The sequence below is a fragment of the Wansuia hejianensis genome (assembly GCF_014337215.1).
Taxonomy (GTDB): Bacteria; Bacillota; Clostridia; order Lachnospirales; family Lachnospiraceae; genus Scatomonas; species Scatomonas hejianensis.
Window position 1 is genome coordinate 708682 of the sequence record NZ_CP060635.1, and the last position, 17920, is coordinate 726601.

The 17920-nt window shown below is 50.3% G+C and carries 20 protein-coding genes; 19 read left to right on the forward strand and 1 reads right to left on the reverse strand.

The genetic code is table 11. From position 1 onward, the window contains the following. Window positions 1-112 precede the first annotated feature (112 nt). Together H9Q79_RS03315 and feoB are read left to right on the forward strand one after the other, a co-directional pair. Window positions 113-334, forward strand: coding sequence for a FeoA family protein (locus H9Q79_RS03315; protein WP_118646001.1), 222 nt, complete (start codon window positions 113-115; stop codon window positions 332-334). A 9-nt stretch (window positions 335-343) separates the two neighbouring features. After that, window positions 344-1810, forward strand: a complete 1467-nt coding sequence (gene feoB, locus H9Q79_RS18470; RefSeq protein WP_334298967.1) for a ferrous iron transporter B — start codon at window positions 344-346, stop codon at window positions 1808-1810. On the opposite strand, the gene H9Q79_RS03325 is transcribed toward feoB, so the two are convergent. Further along, on the reverse strand, window positions 1796-1984 hold the full coding sequence (locus H9Q79_RS03325) for a hypothetical protein (RefSeq protein ID WP_118645949.1): 189 nt from the start codon (window positions 1982-1984) through the stop codon (window positions 1796-1798). The genes feoB and H9Q79_RS03325 overlap by 15 nt on opposite strands. Window positions 1985-2195: 211 nt before the next feature. Here H9Q79_RS03325 and H9Q79_RS03330 point away from each other — a divergent pair, with 211 nt between their 5' ends. The 17 genes from H9Q79_RS03330 (at window position 2196) to H9Q79_RS03410 (ending at window position 17828) form a co-directional block, all read left to right on the forward strand. Continuing rightward, entirely contained in the window at window positions 2196-3350 is a 1155-nt protein-coding gene (locus tag H9Q79_RS03330; RefSeq protein ID WP_249329189.1) for a transketolase C-terminal domain-containing protein, read from the forward strand. Window position 3351: 1 nt separating this feature from the next. Further along, entirely contained in the window at window positions 3352-4161 is an 810-nt protein-coding gene (locus H9Q79_RS03335) for a thiamine pyrophosphate-dependent enzyme (protein ID WP_118645947.1), read from the forward strand. A 12-nt stretch (window positions 4162-4173) separates the two neighbouring features. Continuing rightward, window positions 4174-4731 (forward strand): 2-oxoacid:acceptor oxidoreductase family protein, encoded by a 558-nt coding sequence (locus H9Q79_RS03340; RefSeq protein WP_118645945.1) that lies wholly within the window; start codon window positions 4174-4176, stop codon window positions 4729-4731. A gap of 9 nt (window positions 4732-4740) precedes the next feature. Beyond that, on the forward strand, window positions 4741-5880 hold the full coding sequence (locus tag H9Q79_RS03345) for an ATP-grasp domain-containing protein (RefSeq protein WP_249329190.1): 1140 nt from the start codon (window positions 4741-4743) through the stop codon (window positions 5878-5880). Then, window positions 5868-6737 (forward strand): succinate--CoA ligase subunit alpha, encoded by an 870-nt coding sequence (sucD, locus tag H9Q79_RS03350; RefSeq protein WP_249329191.1) that lies wholly within the window; start codon window positions 5868-5870, stop codon window positions 6735-6737. The genes H9Q79_RS03345 and sucD overlap by 13 nt, the downstream gene beginning before the upstream one ends. A gap of 23 nt (window positions 6738-6760) precedes the next feature. Next, window positions 6761-6958: a 4Fe-4S binding protein gene (locus tag H9Q79_RS03355; RefSeq protein ID WP_118645999.1), complete on the forward strand. Its 198-nt coding sequence runs from the start codon at window positions 6761-6763 to the stop codon at window positions 6956-6958. A gap of 24 nt (window positions 6959-6982) precedes the next feature. Further along, window positions 6983-7723, forward strand: a complete 741-nt coding sequence (gene cuyB / locus H9Q79_RS03360; RefSeq protein ID WP_118645937.1) for a cysteate racemase — start codon at window positions 6983-6985, stop codon at window positions 7721-7723. After that, window positions 7717-8901, forward strand: coding sequence for a pyridoxal phosphate-dependent aminotransferase (locus H9Q79_RS03365; protein WP_249329192.1), 1185 nt, complete (start codon window positions 7717-7719; stop codon window positions 8899-8901). The genes cuyB and H9Q79_RS03365 overlap by 7 nt, the downstream gene beginning before the upstream one ends. 25 nt (window positions 8902-8926) lie before the next feature. Next, window positions 8927-10042, forward strand: a complete 1116-nt coding sequence (locus tag H9Q79_RS03370; protein ID WP_118645935.1) for a M20/M25/M40 family metallo-hydrolase — start codon at window positions 8927-8929, stop codon at window positions 10040-10042. A 441-nt stretch (window positions 10043-10483) separates the two neighbouring features. Then, window positions 10484-11245 carry an ABC transporter ATP-binding protein gene (locus H9Q79_RS03375; RefSeq protein WP_118645933.1) on the forward strand — a complete coding sequence of 254 codons (762 nt, stop codon included), beginning with the start codon at window positions 10484-10486 and terminating at the stop codon, window positions 11243-11245. A gap of 1 nt (window position 11246) precedes the next feature. Continuing rightward, on the forward strand, window positions 11247-11954 hold the full coding sequence (locus H9Q79_RS03380) for an ABC transporter ATP-binding protein (protein ID WP_118645931.1): 708 nt from the start codon (window positions 11247-11249) through the stop codon (window positions 11952-11954). Between the two features lie 66 nt (window positions 11955-12020). Then, window positions 12021-13166, forward strand: coding sequence for an ABC transporter substrate-binding protein (locus H9Q79_RS03385; protein WP_249329193.1), 1146 nt, complete (start codon window positions 12021-12023; stop codon window positions 13164-13166). Between the two features lie 81 nt (window positions 13167-13247). Further along, window positions 13248-14111, forward strand: a complete 864-nt coding sequence (locus H9Q79_RS03390) for a carbon-nitrogen hydrolase family protein (RefSeq protein WP_118645927.1) — start codon at window positions 13248-13250, stop codon at window positions 14109-14111. Window positions 14112-14131: 20 nt separating this feature from the next. Continuing rightward, window positions 14132-15004, forward strand: a complete 873-nt coding sequence (locus tag H9Q79_RS03395; protein ID WP_118645925.1) for a branched-chain amino acid ABC transporter permease — start codon at window positions 14132-14134, stop codon at window positions 15002-15004. Between the two features lie 12 nt (window positions 15005-15016). After that, window positions 15017-16036, forward strand: coding sequence for a branched-chain amino acid ABC transporter permease (locus H9Q79_RS03400; protein ID WP_118645923.1), 1020 nt, complete (start codon window positions 15017-15019; stop codon window positions 16034-16036). Window positions 16037-16126: 90 nt separating this feature from the next. Beyond that, window positions 16127-16807, forward strand: coding sequence for a GntR family transcriptional regulator (locus tag H9Q79_RS03405; protein WP_249329194.1), 681 nt, complete (start codon window positions 16127-16129; stop codon window positions 16805-16807). 61 nt (window positions 16808-16868) lie between these two features. After that, a complete protein-coding gene (locus tag H9Q79_RS03410) occupies window positions 16869-17828 on the forward strand; it encodes an aminopeptidase (RefSeq protein WP_118645919.1) in 960 nt (319 codons plus the stop codon). Window positions 17829-17920 lie beyond the last annotated feature (92 nt).

The following is a 17920-nucleotide window of genomic DNA, read 5'->3' on the forward strand; positions in this document are numbered from 1 at the left end:
ATCAGACATAATGCGTGAAAGCTTCTGATCTGAAAATAGCAGCTTCCCCTCACCAAACTGAAGCTATCCGCATATGATAAAACAGGAAGGATACAGCAGGGGAGCAGAATCTATGAGATCGTTAAAAGATTTAAAGCCGGGAGAAAAAGCGGTCGTCGCAGAATTGCATATGGAAGGCGGAATGCGCCGGCGGCTTCAGGATATCGGACTGATTAAAGGTACTGCTGTAGAATGCCTGGGACGCAGTCCTGGGGGAGATCCTTCAGCATATCTGATCCGGGGCGCTGTCATCGCTATCCGCGAGGAAGACAGCGCCTCAATTTTTATCTGTTAGGAGGAAACTATGGGGCTGACCAGTCATTCTGTAGGGAGGCATGCAGTGGATTCTGGGCTTGAAATCCACAGGCACAGCCCTTCCGACCGTATTATAGCTGTAGCAGGTAATCCCAACGTGGGGAAAAGCACTGTCTTTAACGGGCTGACAGGGATGAAGCAGCACACCGGCAACTGGCCGGGAAAGACTGTTGCCAACGCGCAGGGGTATTGTACGTCAGATAAAAATACTTATATCTTAGTGGATATTCCGGGGACTTATTCTCTGATGGCGCATTCGGCAGAAGAAGAAGTGGCCCGGAATTTTATCTGCTTCGGCGGACCGGACGCAGTCCTGGTTGTCTGTGATGCCACCTGTCTGGAACGGAACCTGAATCTGGTGCTGCAGATCCTGGAAATTACCGGACATGCGGCTGTCTGCGTCAATCTGATGGATGAGGCGGAAAGGAAGCAGATTCATATTAATCTGAAACTGCTGTCAGAAAAGCTGGGCGTCCCGGTCATAGGCACGACAGGGAGAGACAAACGCAGCGTGCGGAAGATCCTCGATGTGCTGGATCAGCTTTCAGAAAAAGAAGGGCCGGATGAAGGCTGCAGGATTCTTTATTCTCAGCCGTTGGAGGCTGCAATTTCTCTTCTGGAACCGGAGGTACGGGCAGCAGCCGGCGGGAACATCAACAGCCGTTGGGCCAGCCTCAGGCTTCTGGGAGGTGATAAAAAGCTAATCGGTGAAATGGATCAGAGCCTTGGGATCCAGCTTGAAAAAGATGAGGCGGTGGCTAAAGCCATGAAAAAGGCAGACGCACTTCTGCTTGACAACGGAATGGGCCAGGGAGAGCGGGAAGACTGCATCGTATCCGCCCTGGTCAGACAGGCGGAGGAAATCTGCCGGGAAGTGGTCTGCTGTGAAAAAGATGAATATCACGAAACAGACCGGAAAATAGACCGTCTGCTGACGGGAAAATGGGTGGGCTATCCGGTGATGCTGGGGCTGCTGGCCGTGATATTCTGGCTTACGATTACCGGAGCAAACTATCCCTCCCGGCTGCTGTCGGAAGGCCTGTTCTGGATACAGGAAAAACTGACCCTGTTATTCGAATATCTGCATGCTCCCGCCTGGCTTCACGGAGCGCTGGTGCTGGGAGTTTACCGGGTATTGGCCTGGGTGGTGTCTGTCATGCTGCCTCCCATGGCAATATTTTTTCCATTGTTTACCCTCCTGGAAGACGTGGGTTACCTTCCGAGAGTTGCCTATAATCTGGATAAACCCTTTCATAAATGCGGAGCCTGCGGCAAACAGTCTCTGAGCATGTGCATGGGATTCGGATGTAACGCTGCCGGGGTGATCGGCTGCCGGATCATCGATTCGCCGAGGGAACGGCTGTTGGCAATCCTGACTAACAGCTTCGTGCCCTGCAACGGCCGTTTTCCGCAACCATACGAACAGAAAGAATTCAGGAATTTATTCGTTTTTTAAAGCATTTAGTATATTGATGATGATTTCTATTTTCTGTTCTGTAGGAAGAGAGGAGTGTTCCAGTTTCCGCTCTATGAGATCATAATGAAATTCACTGATTTTATTGGCGAGGGAACAGGTGTCAGGTGAGGCGGATGGATAGATGATTACGTCCTTGACTTGGTTTTTCTTCAAAATTCTTTCCTTTCAATTAAGGGTGTTCCGATATATTGTATAGGCATCTTAAGTTGTCCTATAACGATGTAAATGATTAGGGATATTAATTTGTAAAAATCTGAAAGGAATGCTTGACGATATATTGTCGACAATATATAATAGACAGAAAAGGGAAGCTATTTTAGGAGTACATACTATCTGTTCCTATTAGCAAGAAAGGAGAATCAATATGCCAATTGTAAAAGCATCAAAAGACCGTGTGCAGACCGGAGTGCATTTTATGCTGGGGAATTACGCACTGGTGGAAGGCGCCATCAGCGCCGGCTGTAATTTCTTCGGTGGCTATCCCATTACGCCTGCCAATGAGATTTCGGAGAGAATGTCTCAGAGGCTGCCGGAGGTGGGAGGCAAGTTCGTGCAGGGGGAAGACGAGCTGTTTTCTATTTTTGCGTGTACAGCCGCATCCCTGGCAGGAGGCAAGGTTATGACAGCTACCGCCAGCGCCGGCTATAATTATATGCAGGAGGGGCTGGGCTACGCGTACACGATCGAAGCGCCGCTGGTTGTGGCGGATGTGCAGAGATGCCGCGGCGAGAACTATGCCAGCCAGGCGGACGTCTACCAGATGAGGTATGGGGCCAGCGGCGATTATGAAGCGATTGTCGTATGTCCTTCGTCGGTACAGGAGCTTTACGATTATATGATCTGGGCGTTTAACCTGGCAGAAGAATACAGGAATCCTGTTATTGTCATGTCAGAGACGACGATTGCCCTGATGCGTGAACGGCTGGATATTCCTGAAGCTTCCCAGATTGACCTTTATAATAGGAATTATACCTCGCTGCCGCCGGAGGAATATCTGCCCTTTGCTGCTCCTGAGTTTGGCTGTCCTAATTTCGCGCCTCTGGGCGAGGGCTATCATACGATTTATTCCCTGAATCCCCATGATGAGAAAGGAAGCATCGACTGGGACCCGGAAGTGTTTGAACGTCTGTATAAGAGGATCTGCGGCAAGGTACGTGAGAACGCTGATAAGATCTGCCGAACCGAGACCTTCATGATGGATGATGCTGAATACGCGATTGTAGCATATGGCAGTGAAGTCCGTCCTTCCATAGAAGCGGCTGAGAAAGCCAGAGAATGCGGTATTAAGGTAGGAGTATTAAAGCTCTGCAACGTATGGCCGGTTCCGGAGAAAGCCATCGCAGAAGTGTCGAAGAATGTTTCCAAGATTTTTGCAGTTGAAATGAACATGGGCAAGTATGTGAATGAAATTGCAAGAGTTGCCGCGGGGCGGTGTGAGGTAATCCCTGTGACCAAGAATTTGGGTCTGGTACATACCGGTTATGAGATTTTAAATGAGATCAAAAAGGGGGTTAAGTAAAATGAGCGAGCTGAAAGTCAATCCCAGAAGAAAATATTTAAGGCCAGAAAAGCTTCCGCACTTTTTCTGCTCCGGCTGTGGCTGCGGGCAGGTACTTAATTATTATATGCAGGCTCTGGAAGAGCTGGACATGGACCCCCGGAAAATGGTTCACGTTGCCGGCGTGGGCTGTACGGCCAGAATTCCCGTATATATTAAAACAGACATGTTCCATGGCGTCCACGGCAGAACCCTGGCCTGGGCAACCGGTGTGAAGATGATGAAGCCAGATGTGCCGGTGGTTATATTCGCGGGCGACGGCGATATCGCTTCGATCGGCGGCAACCACTTAATCCATGCGGCGAGAAGAAATCTGGATGTGACCGTAGTGATGGTCAATAACATGAACTTTGCCATGACCGGCGGCCAGGTGGCGCCGACCACCCCGGAGAACGCCAAGACCATGACGACTCCTTACGGAAGCGCGGAACCCAGGTTTGACGTATGTGCTTTGACTCAGGCGGCAGGCGGAACCCATGTGGAACGCTGGACTACCGCACAGCCGGCCCAGTGTAAGAAGGCCCTGGAGCGCGCTCTGACTCATAAGGGCTTCTCGCTGATTGAGATCGTGTCACAGTGTCCCACTCATTTCGGGCGGTATGCATTAAAGACCGGTGATCCGAATGCGGTGATCAAATGGATCAAAGAGAACACCTATACCGACGCGCAGGCAAAGAAGATGGCTCCCGAAGAGCTGGAAGGAAAGCTTCGCTGCGGAGAGTACATTCGTGTTGACAAGCCCATCTATGAGGGCACTAACGATTTGATATAAGGAGGCGAGATAATGGTTACATATCCTCAGAGAATTACTTTGTGCGGCTTTGGCGGGCAGGGAATTATTCTGTCGGCGGTCATTTTGGGAACCGCGGCCGTTACAAAGGGGAATTTATATGCAGTACAGACTCAGTCCTATGGTTCCGAGGCCCGCGGCGGCCAGTGCCAGGCGGAGTTGATTATCGATAAAAAGGCCATCAATTCTCCGGTGGCAGAGAAGAAGAATCTTCTGGTTGCCATGTTCCAGACGGCCTATGAGAAATATATCCCCACCCTGGAAGAGGACGGGGTGCTGGTAATTGATCCGGATCTGGTGACTAACCTCACACACCCGGTCGCCCATACGCTGGAAGTGCCGGCTACGCAGATCGCCGTAGACCTGGGCAACCGTATGGCGGCCAACATGGTGATGCTCGGTTTCCTGGGAGAGGCTCTTGGGCTCACAGAGCAGCAGGACCTGTTGGACGTGATCAAAGATAATGTAAATCCCAGATTTGTAGAACTGAACTTCAAGGCTGTTGAGATGGGCGCTGCCTATGCGAAAGAGCACAATCTGTACTATAAGTAAGGAGAAGCCATGAACTTATTTGAATATGAAGGGAAACAGCTGATGCGGGACTATGGGATTCCCGTACCGGAGAGTCATCTGATTACCTGTGAAAATGAGCCTGCGCCCATGGCTTATCCGTTCGTGCTGAAAGCCCAGGTGATGACAGGGGGCCGGGGGAAAGCAGGCGGAGTCAAGGTCTGCCGGGACGAGGCGGACTACAGGAAATATTCCCATGATATTTTGAACATGGAGATTAAGGGGCACAAGGTACACGGCCTTCTGGCCGAACAAATGATGAAGGCAGAAAAAGAGCTGTATCTGTCCATCACCCTGCAGGGAGTGGCGAAGCCGACTTTGATCGCCAGCCGGATGGGAGGCATGGACATTGAGGCGGTATCCCGTGAGAATCCGGAGGAAATTATCCGGATGGAAATCGATCCCTTTACGGGCCTGAAGGGATATCAGTTGAAGTATCTGGCAAAAAGGCTTCGGGTAGAAGACGAGAAGGATCTGTGTTCCATGGTACAGAAGGTACAGCATGCATTTTTCCAGGCGGGCGCCCTTCTGGTGGAAATCAATCCCCTGGGGCTGGTGGACGGAAAGCTGGTGGCCATGGATTCTAAATTTGTCATCGACGGCAACGCCCGCCATATGCGGGCAAAAATGGAAGAGCTGGAATCAGGACGCCAGAATCTTCATGCGTATAAAGCGCCTGAGAAGGAAGCCACTACTATCACCTATGTACCGCTGGACGGCGATCTCGGCCTGATTTCAGACGGGGCCGGAACCGGCATGCTGACTCTGGACTTGTTGAATGATGCGGGCGGCCATGTGGCCAGCTTCTGTGAACTGGGCGGGATGACCTCAGCAGAGGTCATGTACCGGGCCATGGATCTGACACTGACCGGGCATCCGGAGGTGAAAGGCGTGATTATTGTGCTGATCGGCGGATTTAACCGCATGGACAATATGGCCTGCGGCATCACCAGATACGTAGAAGAGCACGATGTGAAAATCCCCATATTCACCAGGATGTGCGGCACAATGGAAGAAGTGGGGCTTGAAACTATGAAAAAAGCGGGTATGCCTACCTATAGCATCCTGACGGACACGGTAAAAGAGTTTGTAGAACAGGTTGAAGGAGGTGCAGAGAAATGTCAATCCTGATTAATAAGGATTCCAAGGTTCTTGTACAGGCGATTACGGGCAAATCCGGTTCTCTGCAGACCAAGGTAATGCTGGAGGCGGGCACCAACATTGTGGCTGGGGTCACGCCGGGAAAGAGCGGGCAGGAGGTCTATGGTGTACCTGTCTATGATTACATATCCGAGGCGAAGGCGGAACATGAGTTTGATACAGTGATCTGTTTTGTGCCGCCGGCAGGAGCGAAGGACGCCTGTTTTGAGGCGATTGATGCAGGCATTAAGGTGCTGGTGCTGACCACAGAGGAGATTGCTCTCCATGATGTGGTGGAGATCATTGCCTATGCAAAAGCACATGATACGGTCCTGGTGGGACCGGGCTGTGCAGGTGTGATCATTCCAGGCGTGTGCAAAGTGGGCGCTCATCCGATCCGTTTTTTCACAAAGGGCCGTGTGGGCGTAGTCTCCAAGAGCGGAGCACTGTCCTATGAGATCGGAAAGACGCTGACAGACGCTGGAATCGGCCAGTCCGGCGTGGTTGCCATCGGCGGCGGCCCGATCTGGGGATTTACCCAGAGAGACGCCGTAGCCCTTTATGAAGAAGATCCGGACACCGATGTCATCGTGCTGCTGGGTGAGATCGGAGGCGGTTCAGAGGAAGAGGCGGCAGCCTATATCAAAGAGCATGTGAAGAAGCCGGTGGTTTCCCTGATTGTGGGCAGGAATGCGCCTCAGGGCAAGAGTCTGGGCCATGCGGGCGCTATTGTGAGCGGCAATGTGGGAACCGCCAAGACAAAGATCGCGGCGCTTCAGGATGCAGGCGTTCATGTGGTGAAGAATCCTGTTGAAATGGTTGAGACCATCCGGTCTTTGATTGTGTGAAAATGGAAAGTGAGGAATTTACCATGGCGGTATATATTGATAAGGAGCTTTGCAAAAGCTGTAAAATCTGCATGAATATCTGTCCGAAGAACGTGTTTGAGATCACTCATCATGTGAATAAGAAAGGATATAACTATGTGGAAGCAGTCAGAGAAGAAGACTGCATAAGCTGCGGCCAGTGTGAGACATCCTGCCCTGATTTCGTTATTCACGTGGAATGACTGAAAAGATAAGGAAGCGGTAGTATGAAAAAAACCATTGGTATCATAGGGGGCATGGGGCCGCTGGCAACCTGTGACCTGTTCAGGAAAATTATAGACACAACCGATGCGGGGTGCGATCAGGAGCATGTCCGTGTCTGCATCGACAATAATACGGAGATTGCGGACAGGACGGAAGCTATCCTGAACGGAGGCAAAGATCCTGTTCCGGAAATTGTGAAAAGCGCCGTGCGCCTCCAGGGAATGGGCTCCGACGTACTCATCATGCCCTGTAACACAGCTCATTTTTTCTATGACCGCATTACGCCCTATGTGGATATCCCTTTCCTCCACATGATCAGGGAAACGGCCAGGGAGTTGAAGTGTAGGGGAATTAAAAAAGCGGGGCTTCTGGCGACTGACGGCACTTGCAGGTCAGGAGTCTATAAGACGGCGTTTGATGCTGCAGGGGTAGAAATGTGTGTACCTTCCGGAGAAAACCAGCGGGCTGTTATGGATGTTATCTACAAGGGTGTGAAGGCTGGAAATCTGTCCATTGATCTGAACGGCTTTTACTATACGATGGATGACCTGTTTGCAAAAGGGGCGGAGGTGCTGGTGCTCGGGTGTACGGAGCTTCCGGTGGCTTTTGAGCTGTTCCACATTGACAGGCCGAACATTGATCCCACCCTTGTGCTGGCTGAGGCAGCTGTGCGGTTTGTGGGGGCGAAGATCAGAAACCAGGCGGTTATTAAAGAAACGGATAAAGGAGGATTGTCATGTTAAGCAAAATCGTGCAGAATATCACTCCGTCTGCTACATGTGAGCTGGAGGGAGTTGTAGCCGATATGAAAGCGGCGGGCGTGGATGTGATCGGCCTGAACGCCGGAGAACCGGATTTTGACACTCCGGAAAACATCCGGAATGCCTGTAAAAAGGCCCTGGATGAGGGAAAGACCAGATACATTAATGTTCCGGGAATTGCTGAGCTTCGCCGCGCTATTTGCAGGAAGCTGAAGAAGGACAATCATGTGGAATATGCGCCGGAACAGATCTGTGTGTCAACGGGAGCGAAACAGGCGCTGAATAATGCGGTGATGGCTGTTGTGAATCCAGGTGACGAGGTGATTATTCCCATGCCTGGATGGGTGAGCTATGTAGAAATTGTCAAGCTGGTGGGCGGAGTGCCCGTATGTGTGGATACGGATGAGAATTTCCAGCTGGATCTGGCTGCGATAGAAAAGGCTGTCACGCCCAGGACCGCGGCGGTTTTGATCAATACGCCCAACAACCCGACGGGGGCTGTTTACAGCCGGGAGAGCCTGGAAGCTCTGGCAGAGCTCGCAGTTCGGAATGACTTTTATATCATTTCCGATGAAGTCTATGAAAAGCTGATCTATAACGGCAGGGTCCATGAATGTGTAGCTTCATTTTCAGATGCGGCCTATGAGCACAGCATTATTATCAACGGCATGTCCAAAGCTTTTGCCATGACTGGCTGGAGATGCGGATATACGGCGGCGCCTGCTGCGGTAGCGGCGGGAATCAGCGCAATCCAGGGGCATACCACGTCCAACAGCTGCACCTTTGTACAGTGGGCGGCGCTGGAGGCACTGGAACATAATGATGATACAGTCAGGGAGATGGTGGGAGAATACGCGAAACGGAAGGATTATACGTATGAACGGCTCTCGGCCATGAAAGGGATCAGCTGTGCCAACGTGGACGGCGCATTTTATCTGCTGCCCGATATCAGCTATTATTTTGACAAATCCTTTGACGGCAAGAAGCTGGAGGATTCCTTCGGATTCTGCAGCTATATACTGGAAAAAGCTCATGTGGCTATCGTACCGGGAGGGGCTTTTAACGCTCCGAAGTGCGTGAGGATCGCATATACAAATTCCCTGGATAAAATCAGGGAAGGATTGGACAGGATGGAGAAGGCTCTGGGAGAACTGGTGTAAGAACCCATAGGAGAAAGGGGTCTGTATGGAAAAAATAATCGAAGAATTCTTAGAGATGGTAAAGTTAGGCGGTGCTTCCAGGGATGAGAGGGCCGTAGCAGATTATTTGACGAAGAAACTGGAAGAGCTGGGCTGTTCGGTGTTTGAGGATGACGCCGGGGAGCGGGCAGGGGGCAATACAGGCAATTTGATTGCCAGGCTGCCCGGAGAGCTGCCAGGCTGCCTGATGCTGTCCGCTCATATGGACAGAGTCAGCAACGGGTATCATATCAAGCCTTCCATCACTGAAGAGGGAGAGATTGTTTCTGACGGTACCACTATACTGGGCGCTGATAACGTATCGGGCCTGGCTGTGATTCTGGATGGGCTGCGCAGGGTAAAGGCCAGCGGGAAAAAACATTCGGAACTGGAAATCGTGCTTTCCATCTGTGAAGAGGACGGGATATTAGGCGCGCGGCTTTTGGATCCGTCACTTTTGAAATCAGACATGAGTTATGTATTCGACAGCACAGGGCCTATCGGACAGATTGATGTCAAACGGCCTTACAAGGCGATGATAGACATCGAGGTCCTGGGAGTGCGGGCCCATGGCGGCAGCCCGGAGAAGGGCGTCAATGCGATCAAAGCAGCCTGCAATATGCTGGCAGGCATCCGGGAGGGCAGGCTGGATGAAGAATCCACCTCAAATCTGGGAGTGTTCCACGGCGGACCGAAGGAGCCGGGGACAGTGTGCAATTATGTCCAGATCCGCTGTGAGGCGAGGAGCGTCAGCAAACAGAAGCTGATGGACTACCTGGCGTATTTTGAGGACTACTGTGAAGCGCACATTGAAGGAACCGGGGCAGAGCTGAAGTTCCGATATGAGATTCAGCATGGCAATTGTTGCTATAACGAAAATGATGATGTGGTTAAGATAGCCTGTGCCCAGCTTCGGGAGATGGGAATCGAACCCCGGCTGTCCCTGACTATGGAAGGATGTGACGGCAATATTTACTCCGCTCATGGAATTCCCTGCATCAGCCTTGGGATGGGAAATGCCAACGCCCATTCTCTTGATGAGCGGGTAACTGTATCTGAGCTGATCCGTGCAGGTGAGCTGGCAGAGCGGTTAATTATGGCATATAGTGAAAAAAACAGTTGACAGGCTAAAAAAAAGACATTATAATTGCACTCAATAGCAGATTTTGGCGAAGGCGCTGTTTTCTATGGGAGAACAGCGCCTTTTTGGTTTTATTTCATAGGAAAGGGCTGCACACTCCGCGCTAAGGAAATATGGCCGCTGAGGCGACCGCGTTCCGGCGCGAGAGTCCGGCAAGCCGGATTCTTTGTACGATCGAGGTATAAAAAAGGGCTTGCCCGCTTTAAGTCCAGGGGTGTGACATAAGATTGTTAGATTATTTTATATTTTTTTTGAAATGTATTGACAAATATTGGCGTTATCTTTAATATATTTTACAAAGGCCTGGGCTGCAACGAATGACTTTAAATGGAAGAGCTATAAAAGATAGAGTTTTATAACTCTTTTTTATAAAGTGTCTTTTGTAGACAATAGATTATATACAATAAGCAGGGAGGTAACGGAATGTTAGCTGTGAACAATGTATCCATGCACTTTGGTGGCCTGGTGGCACTGAACGAGGTCAGTATGACAGTAAAGGATGGAGAAATCAGAGGCCTGATCGGTCCCAACGGTTCCGGTAAGACAACGATGATCAATGTCATCACCGGATTCTATTCACCTACGAAGGGAACGGTAGAGATGGACGGCCAGGTGATTTCTGGAAAGACGCCTAATGCAGTGGCAAAAGCGGGACTATGCCGGACCTTCCAGAATATTAATCTGTTCTCTGAGATGACGGCGCTGGAAAACGTGGTGACTGCGGCCAGCACCCATCAGACTGCTAATCTCGCGTCTGCGGTATTTAAGACAAAGGCACTGAAGGATCAGGAAAAACAATGCTACGACAGGGCAAGAGAGCTGCTGGATTTTGTGGGGCTTGCCGGGAAAGAAGAGATTAAGGCTACGAACCTTCCCTACGGCCAGCAAAGGCTTCTGGAGATCGCACGGGCGCTTGCGACAGATCCGAAGCTGCTGCTGCTGGATGAACCTGTGGCAGGCATGAATGAACAGGAGAGCGACGAAGCGGCTAATCTGGTACATAAGCTCCGGGAGAATGGAAAGACCATCCTTTTAATTGAACACCATATGAAATTTGTAATGTCCCTTTGCGATACGCTGACAGTGCTGAATTACGGTAAGGTAATTGCAGAAGGCACACCTTCAGAGATCCAGAATAATGAAGACGTTATCAGCATCTATCTTGGCAAAAAAAGGGGGAAATAATATGTTAAGCATTGAACATTTAAGCTGTCATTACGGAGTCATCCAGGCACTGAACGATGTGACGATTAACATCGAGAAGAAAGGCATTTACGCGATTATCGGGGCGAACGGAGCCGGGAAATCATCTCTGATCAATGTGCTGTCCGGCCTGGTTCCGGCTTCATCAGGCAAGGTGGTGTTTGAGGGGAAGGAGATCACTGATCTGCAGCCCCATGAGATTATCAAGACGGGTATCTCAGTCTGTCCGGAAGGGCGGAAGATATTCAAGAGTGTTTCCGTCTATGAGAACCTGCTGGCAGGAGCCTATACCCTGAAGGATAAGGGGGAGATCCAGAAAAATGTGGAGATGGTCTATGAATTTTTCCCCAGGCTCTCAGAGAGGCGTAAACAGCTTGCCGGCACGCTGTCAGGAGGCGAGCAGCAGATGCTGGCTATTGGCCGGGCGCTGATGTCAAATCCGCGGCTGCTGTTGCTGGATGAACCGTCTATGGGTCTGGCGCCGAATCTGATCGATTTCGTATTCGATACAGTCGTTAAAATTTATGAAGAGACAGAACTTCCGTCCATCATCGTGGAGCAGAATTCGGAAATGGCTCTCAGCATTGCAGATTATGCGTATGTGCTGGAAGTAGGACATCTGACGATGGAAGGAACGGGCGAAGAACTTCTGGCCAGCGACGAGGTCCAGAAGAAATATCTGGGAGCCTAGTAACCATGCACTATAAACCCTAAGAGAGGGTATATAGAATAATCAATCAGTAGAGGAGGAACTGGTATGACGAAAATGAGGAAGATAGGTTGTTTGGTTTTAGCACTTGCGATGGGAATGTCTTTGGCCGGATGTGGCGGCAGTGACAGCGGGACAATCCGGATCGGTGCCGTAGGCCCGCTGACCGGTGACAGCTCCAATGGCGGAACAGACGAACTGGAAGGCAAACAGCTTGCGGTGGAAGATTTTAACGCAGCAGGTGGAATTGACGGTAAGAAAGTGGAGCTTTTCTCAGAGGATGACGCTTCATCCGCTTCTCAGTCCGCGTCAGCGGTTACAAAGCTGATTAACCAGGATAAGGTCGTAGCTATTATCGGCGCCCATAACAGTGCCTGTACGCTGGCTGACTTAGAAGTAATCAATAAATATGAGATTCCGATGATCACGCCTGGCTCTTCAGCAGAAACAGTTCTGACCTCCGGATGCAAGTGGATTTCCCGGTCCTTCCCTGGGGACGGTCTGCAGTGCTCCGCTCTGATCAATTACATTACGACGACGGGAACACCTAAGAAAATCGGCGTTATTTATTCCAATGATGATTTCGGCCAGGGCGGCCTGAAATCTCTGACAGCGGCCGCAGAAGCCAAAGGTCTGGAAGTAGCCTCCGAATCCTTTGCCAATGAGGATAAGGATATGACGACCCAGCTGAGCAAGTTGAAGAGTGAAAACATCGACTGTCTGTTTATCTGGTGCCAGTATACCCCCGGCGCGCTGATCATGAAGCAGGCGAGAGCTTTAGACTGGGATGTCCAGTTCTACAGCGGGACCGGTACCATCCATGAAGATACCTTCTCTCTGTCAGACGGTTCCTATGTGGGTTGCATTAATTCTGTACCGTTTACTTCAACGAGCACGGATCCAAAGGTACAGGATTTTGTAAAACGTTATGAAGAGAAATTCGGAGAGGCTCCTTCCCAGAACTCAGCGCGTGCGTACGACGCCACAATGATTCTTCTGAACGCGATAAAGGCTGCCGGTACTACAGATGCAGCCAAGGTTCAGGAAGCGATCAGGAATACGAAGGACTACGACGGAATGCAGGGGAATATCTCTATTGATCCTGAGACCGGCGAGTACATCGGCGATGTTATGATCGTGCAGGCAGTAGAGGGAAATACCTGGGAATACCTGGATTCTGCATCTACCAACTGAACGGTTCAGGAATCAGCAGTTTCGGCTCCGGCGGGCATCCGCCGGAGCAGCTATAGAGATGGCGGCCCGGGGAGGCAGTAAATGAAGATGGAGGATAAAAAGCCGATGAAAGAAAAAGTAGTTGTAGCAGCGGTCCAGATGGATATCACTCTGTTTGATATGGCAGCTAATTTGAATTATATAGAAAACGCCGTTAAGAGGTCAAAGGAAGAGCAAAATGCAGATCTGGTCGTGTTTCCGGAGCTTTGCAGCATTGGATACATACGGGAGAGGAATAAGGCCTTTGGTCACGATTATGTGATGGGGGCTGACAAGATTCCCGGCGAGTTCACGGAAGCGCTTGGAGAAATTGCCAGAAAGTACGATGTCTATATCATTTCAGGAATGACAGAAGCACATCCGCAGATTCCGGCCACTCTGTATAATTCAGCAGTGCTGATCGATCCAAAGGGAGAAGTGGCGGGAGTTCACAGGAAGGTACATATTCCCGGCTATGAGAAGCATTATTTTATCCCTGCCAACACTACGGATGTGTTTCATACGGAAATCGGCACAATCGGCATCGGAATCTGTTATGATAACCAGTTTGCCGAGCTGACCAGGACGTACGCGCTGAAAGGGGCTGAGATTCTGGTAATGCTCTGGAATATGCCGAGATTTTCAAATCAACCGGGAATCCTTCACAGGCTGACCTCTACGAGGGCGTTTGAAAACCGTTTTTATGCAGTTTCCTGTAATCGCATAGGCGAAAACAGCGGCATGGAATTTTTCGGGCACAGTGCGATTGCAGATCCTCTGGGCGAGCTGATCGCAACAGCGGAAGAAGAGGAGACGATCCTGTACGCCACACTGGAGCGGTCCATGCTATTGACGGAAAGGGCGCAGATGCCGGTGTTCCGCGACAGACGGCCTGATTTATACGGCGAGCTCGTAAAGCCGCTGTAAAACATGAAAGAGGTGAGAAAATGGGACTATTAAGTTTACAGATTGTGAATGGAATCACCATCGGCATGATTTATGGCTTGGCGGCCCTTGGATTTACAATGGTATATAAAGCTCTGGGATATTTGAACTTCTCACATTCCAACACGATTACCATAGGCGCTTTCGTCATTTATACCGTTGTGTTCAGCTGTAATATTCCATTCTTGGCGGCAATGCCCATTGTTATCGTATTTATGCTGTTCTACGGGTTTGTGTTGGAGAAACTGATCTTCAAACGGTTCAGAAAGGCTTCGGCGCTGACATTCATGCTGGTATCCATATCGCTGTCAACGGTGGTCAGCAATATCTGCCAGCTGATCTTCGGGCCTCAGCCGAGAGCTTTGACAAATGTATTCCCGAATATAAAGCTGTCGATTGCGGGCGTGTCCATTCCTTTTAATAATGTATGTATTTTTGTGATTGCAGTGCTGTTCCTGGTCATCTTGCAGCTCTTTTTCTCAAAGACCAAATTCGGCCTGTCGCTTCGCCTGGCGTCTGAGGATCCGGCTACAGCCAGCCTGATGGGTATTAAGGTGCTGAACACGAGGGCTGCGACCTTCGCGATCACCGCAGCGCTGGGAGGTATTGCAGGTATGCTGGTATCCCCGCTGTATTCAGTGACGATTGAGCTGGGCTCTTCCCTGGCCCTGAAAACCTTTATCGCCGCGGTAGTTGGCGGACTGGGCAACTTTGTCGGTGCGGTGGCGGGAGGCGTGCTGGTGGGAGTGACGGAATCACTGGCTTCTACCTACATTTCTTCTGCTTACAAGGACCTGATTGTATATGTTGCGGGTATTGTCATATTGGCGTTTTTCCCTTATGGTATTTTCCGCCGCGTAAAGACAAAACATTAAGGGGGGAATGACATGAACGGAATCAAAAAACATAAAAAATTAATTGCTTTGGTTGTAGTGCTGGCCATTATGATCTACCTGTCTTTTAACAGCTATTTCGTGTTTGTGGGAATTAATGCACTGATTAACGCCATTGCAGTTATGGGTATTGTCATTATCTCCGGTTATGCGAAGCAGCTCCATCTGGGTCAGTCGGCATTCTTGGGAATCGGCGCTTATACATCTGCGATTCTCATGACGAAGTGCGGCATTTCTTTCTGGGTCACAATACCTGTGGCCATGGTAATCGCCGGCGTGTTCGGCTGGATTTTATCTATTCCGACGCTGAAGCTGAAGGGCGGTTCTTATCTGGCGCTGGTGACACAGACCTTCGGAGAGATTATATACGTTTTGCTGCTGAATATGGAGTGGCTGACCAATGGCCCCTTTGGAATTACAGGCATCAAGGCTCCTTCAGTCGGCCCCGTTAATTTTGTACATCTGCAGCCATATTTCTTCTTGTGCCTGGCCTTCGTATGTATCGTGTATTTCGCTTTAAAACGAATCGTGAAGGTGAAGTTCGGAAGATTCTTCATTTCCATCCGGGAATCGGAGGAGGCGGCTCAGTCGATCGGTATCAATACCAGGAAGTATAAGATGATCGCTTTTGTTATTGCGACAGCAGTTGCAGGACTGGCCGGCGTTTTATATGGACCGTTTATCGGCTACCTCAGCCCCGAGCAGTTCCGCTGGCAGCCGTCACTGATCCTGGTGTCCATGGCTATCGTAGGAGGGCTTGGAAGCCTGGAAGGTGGAATTGTCGGCGCAGTGATCCTGACGTTCCTTCCGGAGCTTCTGCGGTCTACCGATCAGCTGCGAATGATTCTCTATGGTGTAATCGTAATACTGACACTTGCATTCCTTCCGGACGGCGTCATTTCTCTCTTTGGCAAAAAGCCCAGAGAGATAAAGGCGATGCTGTCAGCCCAATGGGGGATATTGTCTGATAAGGCTCTGAGAAGAAAAAAGAAAAAGGCAAAGGCATTGAAGTAAGCAAAACAATATGCTAAAATGAGAACAGAGACGCTGCATGGATTCCATGCAGCGGTTCCGCCTATATTGTGTGTAAATGGGGGTAGTAATATGACATCAATGGATTTTAGCTCGAGCCCGTCTTTAAAACAGTTAGTTTACGATAATTTGAAGGAGAGAATTATTAATGGCGAGCTAAAGCCGGGAACGCGTCTGCGGGAAGAAGATCTGTCAACCGAAATGAATATCAGCCGTGCGCCGATCCGTGAAGCGCTGAACATGCTGGAACGGGATGGATTTACCATGATCGTTCCGAGAAAAGGTGCGATCGTGGCAGAGGTAATGAAGGAGGATATCAAGTATATATGGGAGATGCGCGCGCTTCTCGAACCCTACGCGGCAAAAGAGTCAGTGAAAAGTATACCCCCGGAAAAGATTGCAGAGGCAAAGAATAAGCTTTTCATAGTGTTGGAGCATCCCGAAGATATGGCGCAGTATGTGAACTCCGATCTGGAGGTTCACGAAATGCTGGTGGATTATCTGGAGAACCGGTTCTTAAAAAGTACGTTGCAGAATATGAAAGCCCATTCTCTGCGGCTGCGCTGGGCGGCCGAGTATGACAATGAGGATACGCAGGCTGCGATCATAGAGGATGCTACCAGGGAACATCTGGAGATCATTTATGCATTGGAGAAGCAGGATGAGGATGAAGTCTATGAAGCTGTGAAAAAGCATGTGAAGAACAGCGCCGAACGCCTCATCGGAGCAAATTATGTGAATTATAATCAGTGATAGATTGGTTACTGGCTGAGTGAACAGTAACATAGATATTGCGAGATATTTGGAGGTAAAGATGAGCGAAAAAGCGAGAAAAGGCTGTGAGATTCTGCTGCATACCTGTGGAGCGGTAAAAAAGGGAGAGCGGGTCCTGGTCATTACTGATCATACAAGCAAGGCTATCGGAGAAGCTATGTACGAATGTGCGGCTGCTTTTACCGATGCCACCCTGGTGTGTATGCCTGACCGTTCGACTCACGGCGAGGCCCCGACGGACGCCGTTGCGGCAGCGATGAAGGAATCAGATGTGATGTTTTCAGCCACAACATTTTCATTATATAACAGCACTGCCAGGATTGAAGCTTGCGAGAGCGGCTCCAGGTTCGTCAATATGGCGGATTATTCCATGGAGATGCTGGAGGAAGGGTGCCTGTTTACAGACTGGGAGGAAGTTCGCAGGATCGTGGATAGTCTGAAGACCAGGATCACGGGAAAAGAGCTTTCGATCATGACCCCGGCGGGGACAGATTTTCATACGTCTATTGTGGGACGCCATGCGGATACCGGCTATGGAGTTTCCAGAGAGAAGGGCGAGGCTTCTTCACCCCCGGATGCAGAATGCGCCGTGGGGCCTGCGGACGATTCGGCGGAGGGCATTCTGGTAATCGACGGAAGCATTCCCCTGCCGGGCCTGGGAGTCCTGGAGCACCCGATCACCTTAAAGGTGGAGAAAGGATATATCACCTCAATAGAGGGAGGTGCGGAAGCAGGTCTGCTTCGTGAAACGCTTGCAGGCTTCCGGGACGAGAGGGTGTATCTGGCCGCGGAGGTGGGATTTGGACTGAATCCGGCCGGAAAGCTCAGCGGACGGATGCTGGAGGATGAAGGTGTTCTTGGAACCATGCACATAGGCATTGGCAACAACCTGTCTTATGGCGGAACCTGTGATACGCCGGTACATATAGACCTGATTATGAAAAGCCCCACCTGCATTGTAGATGGAACCTGTGTGATGAAGGATGGGAAACTTCAGTAATACAGAAGGGCCCTGCCGGTCTTCAGAAGCTAAACTGAAGGCCGGAGGGGCCTTTTTGCGTCGTGACGGGGGCTGAACGGTCATATAATAGA

Excerpts from the sequence above, each read along its gene's own strand:
- H9Q79_RS03315 (WP_118646001.1), top strand. The coding sequence starts at position 113 with ATGAGATCGTTAAAAGATTTAAAGCCGGGAGAAAAAGCGGTCGTCGCA.
- feoB (WP_334298967.1), top strand. The coding sequence starts at position 344 with ATGGGGCTGACCAGTCATTCTGTAGGGAGGCATGCAGTGGATTCTGGG.
- H9Q79_RS03330 (WP_249329189.1), top strand. The coding sequence starts at position 2,196 with ATGCCAATTGTAAAAGCATCAAAAGACCGTGTGCAGACCGGAGTGCAT.
- H9Q79_RS03335 (WP_118645947.1), top strand. The coding sequence starts at position 3,352 with ATGAGCGAGCTGAAAGTCAATCCCAGAAGAAAATATTTAAGGCCAGAA.
- H9Q79_RS03340 (WP_118645945.1), top strand. The coding sequence starts at position 4,174 with ATGGTTACATATCCTCAGAGAATTACTTTGTGCGGCTTTGGCGGGCAG.
- H9Q79_RS03345 (WP_249329190.1), top strand. The coding sequence starts at position 4,741 with ATGAACTTATTTGAATATGAAGGGAAACAGCTGATGCGGGACTATGGG.
- sucD (WP_249329191.1), top strand. The coding sequence starts at position 5,868 with ATGTCAATCCTGATTAATAAGGATTCCAAGGTTCTTGTACAGGCGATT.
- H9Q79_RS03355 (WP_118645999.1), top strand. The coding sequence starts at position 6,761 with ATGGCGGTATATATTGATAAGGAGCTTTGCAAAAGCTGTAAAATCTGC.
- cuyB (WP_118645937.1), top strand. The coding sequence starts at position 6,983 with ATGAAAAAAACCATTGGTATCATAGGGGGCATGGGGCCGCTGGCAACC.
- H9Q79_RS03365 (WP_249329192.1), top strand. The coding sequence starts at position 7,717 with ATGTTAAGCAAAATCGTGCAGAATATCACTCCGTCTGCTACATGTGAG.
- H9Q79_RS03370 (WP_118645935.1), top strand. The coding sequence starts at position 8,927 with ATGGAAAAAATAATCGAAGAATTCTTAGAGATGGTAAAGTTAGGCGGT.
- H9Q79_RS03375 (WP_118645933.1), top strand. The coding sequence starts at position 10,484 with ATGTTAGCTGTGAACAATGTATCCATGCACTTTGGTGGCCTGGTGGCA.
- H9Q79_RS03380 (WP_118645931.1), top strand. The coding sequence starts at position 11,247 with ATGTTAAGCATTGAACATTTAAGCTGTCATTACGGAGTCATCCAGGCA.
- H9Q79_RS03385 (WP_249329193.1), top strand. The coding sequence starts at position 12,021 with ATGACGAAAATGAGGAAGATAGGTTGTTTGGTTTTAGCACTTGCGATG.
- H9Q79_RS03390 (WP_118645927.1), top strand. The coding sequence starts at position 13,248 with ATGAAGATGGAGGATAAAAAGCCGATGAAAGAAAAAGTAGTTGTAGCA.
- H9Q79_RS03395 (WP_118645925.1), top strand. The coding sequence starts at position 14,132 with ATGGGACTATTAAGTTTACAGATTGTGAATGGAATCACCATCGGCATG.
- H9Q79_RS03400 (WP_118645923.1), top strand. The coding sequence starts at position 15,017 with ATGAACGGAATCAAAAAACATAAAAAATTAATTGCTTTGGTTGTAGTG.
- H9Q79_RS03405 (WP_249329194.1), top strand. The coding sequence starts at position 16,127 with ATGACATCAATGGATTTTAGCTCGAGCCCGTCTTTAAAACAGTTAGTT.
- H9Q79_RS03410 (WP_118645919.1), top strand. The coding sequence starts at position 16,869 with ATGAGCGAAAAAGCGAGAAAAGGCTGTGAGATTCTGCTGCATACCTGT.